This is a genomic window from Coxiella endosymbiont of Ornithodoros maritimus (genome assembly GCF_907164965.1).
Classification (GTDB): domain Bacteria; phylum Pseudomonadota; class Gammaproteobacteria; order Coxiellales; family Coxiellaceae; genus Coxiella.
The window spans coordinates 15,778-29,342 of sequence record NZ_CAJRAM010000016.1 but is presented as its reverse complement, the minus strand read 5'-3'; the positions used below and the strand labels follow the sequence as shown (position 1 = coordinate 29,342).

The following is a 13,565-nucleotide window of genomic DNA, read 5'->3' as shown; positions in this document are numbered from 1 at the left end:
CACGAGAGGGGTTAGGCGCTCAATATGTGCCCACTGTGGCAAGGCCTTAAGGTGGCTTGTGTGGTTGATAGAAGCGTGTGGAGGCGCGAACCATTGGTATCGGGTTCATGGGGTTGGGCATCCCAACACAGTTGATCGGTCCGCCGATCGCACCAAGTTTTAATTGAGTTATACTATATTTCAATCCGATAACCACACGGATGGTTGACATTGGATATATGGAAACTATCACGAAAAAATACTTTGAAAATATCGATAAAATTGCATACGAAGGTCCGGACTCGGAAAATCCCTTAAACTTTCATTACTACGACCCTCAACGGATCGTACTTGGAAAATCGCTGGAAGAACATTTGCGTATGGCGGTTTGTTTTTGGCACAGCTTTTGTTAAGAATGCAATGATAATTTTGGCGCTGGCGTTCTTAACCGAGAATGGAAACCAATGAAATGCGTGAAACAACGCGTTCTTCCCGCTTTTGAATTTTTTGAAAAATTTGGCCTACTTTTTTTACTTTTCATGATCGCGACGTTTCAACCGAAGATGATTCTCTCAAAGAAACGATTAAAAATTTTAAAAAAATTGCTGAGCTCATTGCCAAAGAAATGGAACGTAGGGGCGTTCAATTATTATGGGGGACAGCCAATTTATTTTCCCATCCGCCCTATCCGCAGTCGCTGCTACTAATTACGATCCGGATGTCTTTGCCCACGCGGTGGCGCAAGTAAAAACGGCTCTTGATATTACACAGCAACTGAACGGAAAAAATTATGTCTTATGGGGCGGTCGCGAAGGTCATGAAACGTTGTTAAATACGGACCTTAAAAAAAGCTCGATCAATCCGACCGATTTCTAAGTTTATTAGTCGATTATAAACATAAAATTGGCTTTAACAGCCTTTTATTAATTGAACCTAAACCTTGTGAGCCAACTAAACACCAATACGATTTTGATGTGACAAATGTGTATGCCTTTTTACAAAGGTACGGATTAGAAAAAGAATTTAAAGTCAATATCGAAGCCAACCACGCGACATTAGCGGGCCATAGTTTTGCTCATGAAATTGCCTACGCTTGCGCTAACAACATTTCGACAGCGTTGACGCCAACCGCGACGATCCGCAATTGAGTTGAGACACCGATTAGTTCCCGATTGATCTTCAAGAAACAGTATTAGTTTTTTACCTGATTTTAAAGTACGACGGTTTCAGCAGCGGTGGATTTAATTTTGATGCAAAACCACGACGCCAAAGCCTTGACTTAGAAGATCTATTCTACACACATATTAGTGGCATCGACACCCTAGCCCGCGGCTTGCTTATTGCTACTACAATAATCGAAAACGATAAATTAAAAATAACAAAAGAAAAACGTTATCAAGCTTGAAAAGACTCTCTAAATGCTAATATGCTGGGTGGCAAATTTGCTTTTGAAACTATTGCAAAAAGAGCTATTCGACAATAACCTTGATCCCAAACCAACATCAGCCCAACAAGAAAAGCTCGAATGCTGGTTGATTGAACGATAATCATATCCTCAGTTGCATCGCTGCGCCCAATTTGTTCTCGTTGTTGTTTAGGATAGTTTCGACAACATCCGAATTTATTAAATTCTGCTCTTCTGCTAATTGAGTGATTTGATTAAAGATCACTTCCGCATACTGACACTCCCAAGATATCTGCCAATCTTTCGTCAACTGCCGCCCCCACTTCTTGCGAGAGCTTTTCTTCTCGCCGCAGTTCTTCCAAAAGAATCACATATTTCGCGCCGGCTTCTACATCCTTAAAGCTCCGGCAAATATCAGAATAGAAACTATCACAATAAACTTGGAGTGCTCTTATTTTTGCTGAGAGATTGGACTCCAACCTTTGCTTAATATAAGCCGCTAAGGCATGGCACAAACGTATGGTTTCTGCGGGGGGTTTCTGCGGGGTCTACCATAAACGTAAGCTTCTCCATAATGTCCACAATAAGTTGCCCTACAACGGAGACATGATTTTCACTCACAATTTTCATAATCCCTTCTAAAGGAGTAATAATTTCAGGGAAGGCAGATGGGCAGTCAGCATAATCTCTCACCAAACCTATTATATCTATCGAGAATAGTGAACAAGATATGCCCATTTAAATCGGAATTTAAGTATTTCTTACACTTCTTCGAATTAAAATTTCTTAGTTTAAGCGCAGATTTAACGACTCTGTCGAAAAACACCGGTGTGATGCCCTGTCTCAGATGAGGCGATTGTATCAAACGAGCAATAGCGTCAAACAGGAGCGAGTTTGGAAATGGAATCTGAGACCCTCTTCCTTGTGGAAGTGGATATAGCGCAATACGATCTAAATTAAATTAGGATTATATAGCCCCTGTTTAAAAGCCGTTTGCGTGAAAAAAACTCTACATTTTCCTTGGGAAATGCCTTATATAAATTAATAAAATAAGAAATCCTATCTTTTTCTGCAAACGTTTTCCTAAATATCTCTCGGAAACCCAGAGCCACCGGCGACTAACATTGCATTTGATGGTATGAACAAGTTCCAAAAATGGAGTTAAATATTATAGTTGCTGTTCGTTTAACGACGTTAAGGAACGGATAAAATCAGCATTAAGGGTATTATTTCTCAAACCGTCAAGGCTCACAAGCTTCATCGCTTGCATGAGGTCAGTATTCTGCTGCAACCATTTTTGAATCCTTAAAAATTGCTCCTCAGGGATCAACAATAAAGGCAACCAATCGTTGCCCCAATTATATTGGTGTTGGAAATGAGTTCTTAGTTTCTGCAATGCATTCAGGCGACGAATAATGCTCTCAGCGGTCATAGCTTTTTCTTTTGCTGTGAGCAGCAACGGCGTAACGGCTTGTACACTAAACGCCCCGGAGGAAAAAACTATTTCAAAAATACGCACGAACTGCCGTATCTCGTTCAATGGCCAGTTTAAGAGCGCATTAGGCCTTAACTGATTCGCATAGATTTTAAAAAAATCTTTTGCTTGGCATCCGGCATTACAAATTCCCCCTAACAAAAACCATACCATAGATGTATTACCTCTTTACTTTTGTCATTGATCTCCAAAGAATTTTTTTCCTATCGGGAAAGTTAGAAGGAAGCCAATCTGTGGGAATACCTGTCTGATTATAGGGAGGATCCTAGTTATAAGAAAACCGTTTCCAAAGCTGTTTCCAAGGCCATTTCCAACACTGAGGAAGTAAATGACGCAACTCCCTAACGTACGTAGAGTCCTCTTTTTTCAATTCCTTACTGCTGTTGGATTGAAGCTGAGAGCTTAAGACCGAAATGATCACTTTTTGCCTCCCTGTTAACATTACTCCTCCTTAAAGCCGTTAGTTCATTAGAATAAATAAAAACCAATTTCCCCTCAGCAACTTCATGAAGAACATTGATTCTTGTTAAGGTTACTACGATAGATTGAGTGAATATAAAGTGTCACGCCGATATACTGGTATCAAAGCGAAAATATCCCCTTAGCCATAGCTCGTATGAAGCGAAGCGAAATACGGAAATTATTATTCTAGCGTATTTCGCTTCATACGGCTACTTTCTAAAAAACTTAAAACCCGTCGTCCTCCCGCGGGGGCATCTGCTGTAATGGGGCATCTGCTGTAATATTGAAGAATACAAAATCTTCACAACCGAGTCGGGAGAATCCAGATTAGGGGGCTAAAAAACACCAATAGCGCTTTTCTTAGCGTTTTAGCTTGGCTTCCCATGTCTTCGCTGTGAAAGCCCTCGATTCTTTATCTGTCGTAGACGGCCTACGCACGGACGACGGACATTTTTTCAACTACTTGATATTCCCTCTTTACCTCGCCCCCTTAAGTTGACGTCTATGCACCTGCGCCGATAGCGAATTAGATTTTTTTATTGAAAAAGGCATCACAGAATGCTGAAAAAAGATAATCGATACAAGTAGGAGCCAACGTGAGCAAAATAAAAAAACTAGTAGTGCTTACTTCTGGGGGTGATGCACCTGGCATGAATGCTGCAATCCGTGCTGTTGTGCGAACAGCGCTCCATTATCAATTTGAAGTTTACGGTGCCACAGGCGGTTTTGCTGGTTTAGTTAACGGGCATTTCGTTCCACTCAATTCACGTGCGGTTGCCAATTGCATCCAGCGGGGCGGTACGATTTTAAAAACGGGACGTTTCAAAGATTTTCGTTTCAAAGAAGTCCGCAACAAGGCGCGCGATCTTTTAAAAAAATTGCAAATCGATGCCATGATCGTTCTCGGCGGCAACGGCGCAAGCTATCGATAAAATTCACGATACTGCATTCAGCCACGAGCGAAATTTTTTAATTGAGGTCATGGGGCGGTCTTCCGGTTTTATCACGGTGAATGTCGGCATCGCTGACGGTGCAGAAATCATTGCGCCGCCTGAATTTCCCATCGATATTGATACATTGACGCAAACAATTAAAAAACAACACGGCAAAAAATCAGTCTCCATTATTGTCGCTGCCGAAGCCAACCAACCCGGCCACAGTTTTGAAGTCGCCAAACAAATAAAAGAAAAAACCGGCATCGAATACCGCGTCTGCGTCCTCGGCCACACCCAACGCGGCGGAACCTCGACAGTAAAAGATCGCGTGCTTGCTTCTCTGATGGGGGCACAGGCCGTTCAAGCACTAAAAAAGGATTAACCGGAAAAATGATCGCTTATCAAAATGGTAAAATAGCTGTTGCGCCCCTGCCGGATCCAAACAACGGAACGCGATATTTTGCTGATGAGGCCTTGTTAAGAGTTAATAATATTATTTGCGCCATTTGAATGAATAACCTCTTCTTTTTAGTGGATTTCAGATAATGTCCTTAATCGTGAAATACCTCTTCCAAAGAGCTAACATCAATAAGCCGGTTCACCCCCTTTCAAGAACGCTTCGACATCGGCTTTTTCAAGCTTTTGCCGATAATTCGTCTTCTTGTCGTCCTTGCTACAAGCCCTTTTGAACCCCAAAACGCTCGATTGAACTGATATGTGCCATGTTATTTTGGCTCGCACTGATAAACCGTTTCTCGATATTCTATCTCAAATGCGTTAGGTAAGTGAATCAACCAATCAATAAAAATACACAGCCGGATGATTTGCGCTTTCGTATAGTCCTTGCGGTACAAGCGCTTGGTTAACGAAAGCTTCGTTTGCAAGCGAATCGCCTCCGACGCGTCCTTGACTTTAGTGGCGACTAGGTAACTTAAAATCACGCTCGCAAATAGATTCGTCGAATGCTCCAACTCGAGCTCACTTTTTGCATAATCGAGTAGTTTCACTACCCGAAAATCGATCCGCAGGCGCGAGCCTGCTAACGCAATTTCGTGATGATCCGGGCGGCCACTTCGGGTTTTGATCCGTTAAAATCGCATAACTCACCACGGGCTTTGCTATTTATCGTAAATTCGATACCCACACACCAACACCCGCCGCGGAAATTGGGCTTCCACCTGACCGTGGATTTCCAAATGAATAAGCACGCATTGCTCTTGTCCGGATTTAAAATGCACTCGAAATAATTTACCTAAAATCCGTTTCCCGGTGAAACCTTCTTTGGTAATCGCTAAAAATTCTTTGTCTAAGCTTTCATAAGGTTGTTTCCAATCGATCAGCTTATCTAAATCTGGCAAGCACAACGCTATAAACTCTTTGAAATACGATTCTAAGACTTCTTTCCATGCCGTGTCTTTTGATTGATAGACAACTGCCATATTTTCCTCGTCGGATTAATGGCCGCTATTATAAATAAAGAGCTTGATAGTTTATTATAGGGTTTTTTAATTGACTGGGTGAACAAGCAAAAAAATCAACCACTTTTACTACAAGAGACTCTTTGTCACAATCTCGTAAACATCCGACGACAAACGCTCAGCTTTTGCAATGCGGTTAAGTTCGGCTTTCATTAATTCTTGCCGTTTTTTATCCATCATTTGCCAGCGGGTTAAGGGTTGCAGAACACGAGCGGCGACTTGAGGATTGGCAGGGTCAATTGCTAACACATAATCGGCAATTAAACGATAACCTTCTCCACTGCCTTCGTGGAAGCACACAGCATTCGCACCAAAAGTACCCAGCAACGAATAAACGTTATTTGGATTTTTAAGATCGAATGCTGGGTGTTTTGTTAATTTTCTTACGGTTTCCAATGTGGGTGGTAAAGTCGATGAAGCATGCAACATCAACCATTTGTTGACGACCAATGGTTGATCTTTCCATTGTTGATAGAATTCATCCAACGCCTGATGACGTTCCTTGCAATCGTGGTTCAACAAAGCAGACAAAGCGCCAATGGCGTCTGTCATATTATCGTTCTTTTTAAATTGTTGATAAGCCACTTGACGGAATTGTGTATCATCCGATTCTGTCAGATAAGCTAAACAAATATTTTTTAATTTACGTTTTCCAATATCCGCTGGATTGTATTCATACAACGGCAGTTGATGATGTTCGTATTGGATTTTCAAATCATCAACCAGGGCGTTCGAAAGGGATTTTTTCACAAATTGACGAATCGTATGCAGCGCCTCAATGTCCATTTTTTTCATCAATTGCATTAAATAATTGATATTGGGTAATTGTAGCAAGGCAGCTTCATACCAATGATCTCGATGCGGGCCTGCGATAATTTTACGGTGAGCATCTATAAAACGCTCATCAATTTTTAAAGGTTCCCCCTGATAAGAATCGTCGATTAACTTAAATATTAATCGCTGGACCAAGATTTGGCCCGCTTCGTAGCGAGCAAAAGGATCGCTATCACATTGAAATAACCACACCAATTCTTCATCGGTGTAAGGATAATTTAGCCGAACCGGCGCTGAAAAACCCCGTAATAGTGATAACGTAGGTTTATGATTCACATTAACGAATTTAAATTCTGTTTCAGCGTCCTTAATTTCAAGCACTCGCGTTCCCGGAATAGCTTTTTTTTCTCCCGCTAATTTGGTTGGCATATCCCGACATTCCGGACCAACAAAACCCAATGTCAATGGCAAGTGAAAAGGTAATTTCTCCAACTGCCCGGGTGTTGGCGGACAGGATTGTTTAACGAGCAACGTTAGGGTTTTTTCGTTCTCATTGTATTCGCTGTTGACATCCAACACTGGCGTGCCAGCTTGATCATACCAGCGCTTAAATTGTTCAAGATTTTTTCCGGAAGCGTCTTCCATCGCTTGAATAAAATCCTCCGTTGTCACCGCTTGGCCATCATGACGCGAAAAATAAAGGTCCATCGCTTTGCGAAAAAGCGCTTCCCCTAACAAAGTTTGCACCATTCTGATGACCTCAGAACCTTTATTGTAAACGGTTGTGGTATAAAAATTATTAACTTCAATATAAGAACGCGGACGAATAGGATGCGCCATGGCCCCCCCATCCTCCGGAAATTGCGAATTTCGCAATATGTTTACCGTACCTATTCGAGCTACGCCTTTTGAGGTGCTATCTTCTGTAAATAATTGCTCACGAAATACAGTGAGACCTTCCTTTAAGGTAATTTGAAACCAATCGCGGCAAGTTACGCGATTACCGGACCAATTGTGAAAATATTCATGTCCAATGACGCTTTCTATTGCAACGTAATTATCATCCGTTGCAGACTTAGGATTAGCTAAAATATATTTAGTATTAAAAATATTAAGTCCTTTGTTTTCCATCGCCCCCATATTGAAGTCGCTAACCGCAACAATCATATAAATATCCAAATCGTACTCGCGGCCAAACCGCTTCTCATCCCAACGCATCGCCTTCTTTAACGCCGCTAAAGAAAAAGGTCCCTGATCTTTAAAGCCTTTTTCTAAATACAATTGCAAGGCGATTTCTCTACCCGATTGAGTCACAAAGGTGTCTTCCAATAAATCAAAATCCCCCCCCACTAACGCAAATAAATAGCAGGGTTTTTTTGACGGATCTTCCCAATGCGCCCAATGACGGTTATCGCTTAAACTTTTCGTTTCAATTAAATTTCCATTCGATAACAGAAAAGGATTCTTATTTTTATCAGCAGTAATCGTAGTAGTGTATCGCGCCATTACATCGGGCCGATCCAAAAAATAAGTGATCCGCCGAAATCCATGGGGTTCACATTGGGTGCAAAAATTTCCACGAGATTTATACAGACCTATTAATTGGGTATTTTCCTGGGGCTTGATCACCACTTCGGTTTCTAAAGTAAATTGATTCGGGACATTGGGAATCGTTAGCGACGAAGCATCGAGCGTGTAATCCGATAAAGCTAATGTCTGTCCATCCAGAGTCACCTTTTTCAAGGTCATGGCTTCGCCGGTTAACGTCAAGGGAGCCGTCGCGTTCCCTTCGGGATTACGTTGCAAGTTTAAAATAGTTTTAACGTGGGTTTCTTCTTCATAAAGATCAAAATACAGATGAACCGTATCTATCAAAAAATCAGAAGGGCGATAATCTTTCAGGTAGACTGTTCGTGGTTTCTGGTTACTCATCTTCAGCTCCGCGATCTCGAATGAAAGTTGACATTATAGGCTTGATAGGCAAAAAGCTTCAAGCCCCACTTTCCGAGTATCTCAAAATCTACTGGTGAAAAATTTGTTAATTAATTTGGTTCCCCCTCTTGAGCTTGGAAATTCCGATGTTATAATGAGCAACTCATAGCTTAATGGGGAATATTTTTTCACAGGCAATGAACTAAACGCTAAACCACCTGGGAATATAACCTTGGAAGGAAGTGCAATTATGGAAGCTGACACATTGATTCAAGAACCTGAAGTTATTAAGCCGGTTGAAACCGGCGAATCGTTCGCGTGCAGCGTACAACAATCGCTGCAAAGCTATTTTACACGCCTCGATGGCGAAGACCCCGTTAATCTTTACAGCATGGTTTTGGCGGAGATGGAAGTGCCGTTGTTAAGAGTGGTTATGCGCTACACGAAAAATAATCAAAGTAAAGCCGCTAAAATCTTAGGCCTTAGTCGAGGAACCTTGCGCAAAAAACTTGCTATTTATCAAATTGATGAGTCGCGTCGGTGACACCGGAAGGCCGATTGAGCGTGCGCTCATCAGCACCTCAGATAAAATCGGCCTTACTGAATTCGTATCACAATTAGTAAATTGCGGCGTTGAGATAATAGCTACGGGGGGTACGGCTGAGTTGCTTAAGCAACATCAGCTCCCCGTGATTGATGTTTCTACTTATACCGGCTTTCCTGAGATTATGGATGGGCGAGTCAAAACTTTGCATCCTAAGATACACGCGGGGTTGTTGGCCCGACGGGGTATCGACGAGAAAACGATTAATCAGCATGCCATCAAACCTATCGACTTACTAGTTGTAAACCTTTACCCCTTTGTGCAAACCGTAAACGCGTTGAACTGCTCGCTGGAAAAGGCTGTGGAGCAAATTGACGTTGGTGGCCCCAGTATGCTGCGAGCGGCTGCCAAGAATTTCGCCGCTGTTACCGTGGTTGTTGATCCAGAAGACTATTCACGAATTTTAGAGGAAATACAGACTCAGTACGGGTCCACCATGTTATCTACCCGCAAACGGTTGGCCCAAAAAACATTTGAATACCTTTCGTATTACGATGCTCACATCGCCGCCTATCTCGCTGGAAAAGAAGGAGCAACGACTCTTCCCGCACGGCTTCCATCAATCTTTAAGAAAAAGATTGACCTACGATATGGCGAAAATCCTCATCAAGCTGCCGCCCTTTATAGTATTGATTCCCCCTTATCACACAGTTTAGCGGAAGCGCAATTATTACAAGGTAAACCTTTATCATTTAACAATCTCTTAGACAGTGATTGCGCTTATCGGTGCGTTTATGAAGGCCCTCCGTCTCAACCCGCCTGTGTCATTGTCAAACACGCTACGCCTGCCGGAGCGGCAAGGGCACAAACCCAGTTAGCGGCTTATGAAAAAGCTTATGCCACTGATCCGCTTTCCGCTTTTGGCGGTATTGTAGCTTTTAATGCCCCTTTGGGGGCAGTAACAGCGGAAAAAATTCTCTCTCAACAGTTCGTAGAGGTCGTTATCGCCCCCGATTTCCCAGCGGAAACGCTCTGTCTACTGGAAGCCAAACCGAATTTGCGTGTATTACGTGGGCAGCCATTCGATAGTTCCCAAATTACGTATACCTTTCACTCCATCACCGGCGGCCTTTTATGCCAAGAGACTGATGCGGCGAAATTTTCCGACGAAACTTTCACCGTGGTCACCAACCGTCAGCCCACAGCAAAAGAACGGCAAGATCTCTATTTTGCCCAGCAAATCGTAAAGTACGCAAAATCAAACGCTATCGTTTATGCGAAAGACCATGCCACACTAGGAATTGGCAGCGGTCAAACAAGTCGAGTTTTCGCGGCTAAAATCGCTACCTTGAAAGCAGAAGAAGCTGGATTATGGTTAACAGACGCCGTCATGGCCTCGGATGCTTTTTTCCCTTTCAGCGATAGTATCGAAATCGCAGCGAAAGCAGGTATAACCGCTGTGATTCAACCCGGTGGTTCAAAACGCGATGAAGAAGTTATTAAGGCCGCGAACGAAGCGGGGATGGCAATGCTGTTCACCCACCAGCGGCATTTCCGCCATTAAGAGCTCTCGATTCGCCTAAGGGAATGTAATTAATACATCAAATTAGGTAATTTATAACTGTGTTCGCTGTAACCGCCTTTAAGATCGCTGTATTGATCGCCCATATTCAAAACAATATCGTAGCCTTCTTTTGCAATCGCTTTTCGTTCTGAAATTTTATAAGGAGCGGCTAAATTCAAATGCTAATCGTTCGGCTTCATATAAAGGTGAGCCCAATGAGAATATCCCGCTGTTTTCAGATTTTTTATCGTCGCTGTGCGGTATTTTTCCTGACGTCCCGTAATGAAAAAAACAGCCACTCCCTATTAAATGGCCTAACGATACAAATTCAATGTGGGTGTAATCGCGGGATCATCTCCGTCGGCTTCGGCTAAATCTTGCTGCAAAAACGTGCTGCCGGAATCTAACACTTTAACATCGCTGTAATTTAGATAAATACCTTTCATCGATATCCAAAACCATAGCCAGTTTTTTCCGATGCAAAGCATGCTGATTTTCACGAATTCGACCCTCAAGATAGCGTTTAGCGAGATGAGTGACTTTAGAAATATCAACATCGTATTCCCCGACTCATGGTAGTGAATGATTTCTTCCTTTAAGGAATTGAGGTTTAAAGGGGTTCCGCTAACATCACCATCGGTGTGAAGCTAAAAACCATCATCATTAATTTATTTTTCATAAACTCCCCATAAAGGAAAAACCGATAAGATCCTCCAACAAGTTAATCAAATCTTCAACTCTCTGCGCTTATGAGCATTCCATTGAGGGGTGAAACTAGTGCCTACATCGATTTAAAAATGCCCTTACTGTCTTCTGCGGCGTTTTGCTTTTTGTCACGGCTGAAATAACCACTACACTCACCGCACCTGCATTTAAAACGCCCTTCAATCGATTCAAATTAATACCGCCAATAGCCACTACGGGATAAGGGGAAATTTCACACCAATAACGCAGCCACTCCAAACCGCGCGGAGAATAAGGCATTGGCTTAGAATAAGTTTCATAAATCGGTCCAAAAGCCACGTAAGAAGGTTGGATCGCATGCGCCCGTGAAAGTTCATACAACGTATGCGTGCTAATGCCTAACCGCAAATTCGCCGCCCGAATGGCGGAAAGGTCAGCGGTTTCTAAATCTTCTTGTCCTAAATGAACACCATAAGCACCAGCCTCCATGGCTAGTTTCCAATAATCATTGATAAACAATTTTGCCTGGTAACGACGTGCTAAGGCCACACTCTCTATTACCGCTTTTTTAATTTTTTGAGGGGAAGTGTTTTTGATTCGTAATTGAATGGTTCGAACGCCGTACGATAACAATCGCTCCACCCATTCAACGCTGTCAACAATCGGATAAAAACCGAATGAGTTACAAAGAGGGAAGCTTTTTCTTTTAAAACTAGCATTTTTTGTTACCCACGGAAGGTCTATCGACTGCTGTGGAAATCCCTGACGCCCCATTAATTCCTGAGTATTGACTTTAAAATTTCGACGAATTCCCTGCTGAACATACATTTTTGCTACTACTATTGCGTCTTTTAGTGAATAGCCTAAAGCTACCGCACTACTAATTGCTGAGCTTAACGAGCAACCCGTCCCACGTACACGTGTTTTGGGTATTTTTTTATGCTCTAACCAAAATTCACTCTTACCATCCGTGAAAAAATCACACGCCCTTGAACCAATTAAGTGACCGCCTTTTAATAACACGGCACTGACTCCCCATTTTAATAATTGACGCGCTGCAGAAATTATATCGGAAAACGTATGAATTTTATTTTGGATTAAAATTTCAGCTTCAGGAATATTCGGGGTTAATAAATCTACATGAGGAAAAATGATTTTCTTTAACGAATCTAGATAATCTGACGTATGCAATAATACGCCGGATGTTGAACTTAAAACGGGATCACAGACAACCCTGCCGCTGTAATTTTCGAGATAGGAAGCAACATCGGTAACGATTTCTTTTCTTCCTAATAATCCTAATTTAATCACTGTTGGAGGAAGCGTTTCTTTAAGAGCTTGAATTTGTTTCTGGATCAAATCGGAATCACAATAGTTTATTTTTAAAACTTGATCGGCGTTTTGTGCGGTTATTATCGTAATAATACTTGCCGCGTGCACATTAAAATCACGACACGTCAATATGTCCGCCTGACAGCCTGCGCCGCCGGAACAGTCCGAACCGCCAATTGACCAAATAATCGATTTTTGATTCATGGTTTCTCGATCAAAAAAGGTTTTCCTATTAGCGGGGTCGTTGCTTTGGCAAGATTGCGCGCTTTAATCATTCCCCCCTCATAGCCCAAACGCCCCCCTTCAACCGCTTTTGAAAACCCAGCGGCCATAACAACGGGGTTCATCCCTAACGCCACGGCTGAGTTTGATAATACCGCATCAAAACCCATTTCCATTACTTGAGCCGCATGCGAAGGTCTCCCAAGTCCAGCATCAATAATTAAAATGTTTTCAGGAAACCGTTCGCGCAAAAGCTGCAATGCATAGGGATTCATTAAACCGCGTCCGCTCCCAATTGGAGCTGCCCATGGCATTAATATGCGACAACCCGCATCAACCAATCGCTGGCATAAAATCAGATCCTCCGTACAATATGGAAATACTTCAAACCCTTCTTTAACTAGGATAGCCGCTGCGTTGACTAACTCAAAAGGATTAGGTTGTAAGGTATATTCATCGCCGATGATTTCGAGCTTAATCCAATGAGTATTGAATAACTCTCGAGCCGCTCGTGCTGTATTTACGGCTTCTTTTACGGAAAAACAACCGGAGGTATTTGGTAAAAGATGACAAGGCAAAGACCGCAGCAAATCCCAAAAATAATTTTTTTTCTGCAGAAATAGTTGTCGTCGTAGAGAAACGGTAATTATTTCCACTTCAGCGGCTTTCACTGCGTCACTCATTAATTGAGGCGAGGGGTAGTGTGCCGTCCCTAATAACAAGCGTGAATTTAATCGTATCCCACCGATAGTCCACATC

At 42.4% G+C, this 13,565-nt stretch carries 10 protein-coding genes and 6 pseudogenes; 7 read left to right on the top strand and 9 right to left on the bottom strand.

Annotation, left to right across the window (positions count from 1 at the left end):
* The 4 genes and pseudogenes from OWO34_RS09700 to OWO34_RS09685 form a co-directional block, all read left to right on the top strand.
* Window positions 1-143 (top strand): annotated as a pseudogene (locus OWO34_RS09700) (hypothetical protein); the annotation flags it as partial.
* A gap of 75 nt (window positions 144-218) precedes the next feature.
* The gene (locus OWO34_RS09695) at window positions 219-392 is read left to right on the top strand and encodes a hypothetical protein (protein ID WP_407647512.1); all 174 of its coding nucleotides are present in this window, start codon (window positions 219-221) and stop codon (window positions 390-392) included.
* 238 nt (window positions 393-630) lie between these two features.
* Complete coding sequence (locus OWO34_RS09690) at window positions 631-855, top strand: hypothetical protein (protein WP_407647511.1); 225 nt, start codon at window positions 631-633, stop codon at window positions 853-855.
* A gap of 98 nt (window positions 856-953) precedes the next feature.
* Entirely contained in the window at window positions 954-1,127 is a 174-nt protein-coding gene (locus OWO34_RS09685) for a hypothetical protein (protein ID WP_407647510.1), read from the top strand.
* Between the two features lie 399 nt (window positions 1,128-1,526).
* Here the strand turns inward: OWO34_RS09685 and OWO34_RS09465 are convergent, their stop codons facing one another.
* The 3 genes and pseudogenes from OWO34_RS09465 to OWO34_RS01510 all read right to left on the bottom strand — a co-directional run.
* Window positions 1,527-1,694 (bottom strand): hypothetical protein, encoded by a 168-nt coding sequence (locus OWO34_RS09465; protein WP_323808252.1) that lies wholly within the window; start codon window positions 1,692-1,694, stop codon window positions 1,527-1,529.
* Window positions 1,695-2,552: 858 nt separating this feature from the next.
* Window positions 2,553-3,032: a hypothetical protein gene (locus tag OWO34_RS01515; RefSeq protein ID WP_267256313.1), complete on the bottom strand. Its 480-nt coding sequence runs from the start codon at window positions 3,030-3,032 to the stop codon at window positions 2,553-2,555.
* Between the two features lie 838 nt (window positions 3,033-3,870).
* A pseudogene (locus OWO34_RS01510) lies at window positions 3,871-3,936 on the bottom strand (hypothetical protein); the annotation flags it as partial.
* Between OWO34_RS01510 and OWO34_RS01505 the strand changes: the two are divergent.
* Window positions 3,920-4,786 (top strand): annotated as a pseudogene (locus tag OWO34_RS01505) (6-phosphofructokinase). The pseudogenes OWO34_RS01510 and OWO34_RS01505 sit on opposite strands and share 17 nt — an antisense overlap.
* 159 nt (window positions 4,787-4,945) lie before the next feature.
* Here the strand turns inward: OWO34_RS01505 and OWO34_RS09680 are convergent.
* The 3 genes and pseudogenes from OWO34_RS09680 to pepN all read right to left on the bottom strand — a co-directional run.
* Window positions 4,946-5,085, bottom strand: a pseudogene (locus OWO34_RS09680) (hypothetical protein); the annotation flags it as partial.
* Window positions 5,086-5,604: 519 nt separating this feature from the next.
* A pseudogene (locus OWO34_RS01495) lies at window positions 5,605-5,715 on the bottom strand (hypothetical protein); the annotation flags it as partial.
* 108 nt (window positions 5,716-5,823) lie between these two features.
* Complete coding sequence (pepN, locus tag OWO34_RS01490; RefSeq protein ID WP_267256311.1) at window positions 5,824-8,460, bottom strand: aminopeptidase N; 2,637 nt, start codon at window positions 8,458-8,460, stop codon at window positions 5,824-5,826.
* A gap of 232 nt (window positions 8,461-8,692) precedes the next feature.
* Here pepN and OWO34_RS01485 point away from each other — a divergent pair, with 232 nt between their 5' ends.
* Entirely contained in the window at window positions 8,693-9,004 is a 312-nt protein-coding gene (locus tag OWO34_RS01485) for a helix-turn-helix domain-containing protein (protein ID WP_267256310.1), read from the top strand.
* Complete coding sequence (gene purH / locus OWO34_RS01480) at window positions 8,985-10,568, top strand: bifunctional phosphoribosylaminoimidazolecarboxamide formyltransferase/IMP cyclohydrolase (RefSeq protein WP_267256317.1); 1,584 nt, start codon at window positions 8,985-8,987, stop codon at window positions 10,566-10,568. The genes OWO34_RS01485 and purH overlap by 20 nt, the downstream gene beginning before the upstream one ends.
* Before the next feature lie 29 nt (window positions 10,569-10,597).
* On the opposite strand, the pseudogene OWO34_RS01475 reads toward purH, so the two are convergent.
* From OWO34_RS01475 to OWO34_RS01465, 3 genes and pseudogenes are all read right to left on the bottom strand, one after another.
* Window positions 10,598-11,247, bottom strand: a pseudogene (locus OWO34_RS01475) (HAD family acid phosphatase).
* A gap of 95 nt (window positions 11,248-11,342) precedes the next feature.
* Window positions 11,343-12,788 (bottom strand): thiamine phosphate synthase, encoded by a 1,446-nt coding sequence (thiE, locus tag OWO34_RS01470; protein WP_267256309.1) that lies wholly within the window; start codon window positions 12,786-12,788, stop codon window positions 11,343-11,345.
* Window positions 12,785-13,564, bottom strand: a complete 780-nt coding sequence (locus OWO34_RS01465; RefSeq protein ID WP_267256308.1) for a thiazole synthase — start codon at window positions 13,562-13,564, stop codon at window positions 12,785-12,787. The genes thiE and OWO34_RS01465 overlap by 4 nt, the downstream gene beginning before the upstream one ends.
* Window position 13,565 lies beyond the last annotated feature (1 nt).

Bases quoted from the DNA above. Each gene is read 5' to 3' on its own strand.
- thiE (WP_267256309.1), bottom strand. From the start codon at position 12,788: ATGAATCAAAAATCGATTATTTGGTCAATTGGCGGTTCGGACTGTTCC.
- pepN (WP_267256311.1), bottom strand. From the start codon at position 8,460: ATGAGTAACCAGAAACCACGAACAGTCTACCTGAAAGATTATCGCCCT.
- OWO34_RS01465 (WP_267256308.1), bottom strand. From the start codon at position 13,564: ATGTGGACTATCGGTGGGATACGATTAAATTCACGCTTGTTATTAGGG.
- OWO34_RS09695 (WP_407647512.1), top strand. From the start codon at position 219: ATGGAAACTATCACGAAAAAATACTTTGAAAATATCGATAAAATTGCA.
- OWO34_RS01515 (WP_267256313.1), bottom strand. From the start codon at position 3,032: ATGGTATGGTTTTTGTTAGGGGGAATTTGTAATGCCGGATGCCAAGCA.
- OWO34_RS09690 (WP_407647511.1), top strand. From the start codon at position 631: ATGGGGGACAGCCAATTTATTTTCCCATCCGCCCTATCCGCAGTCGCT.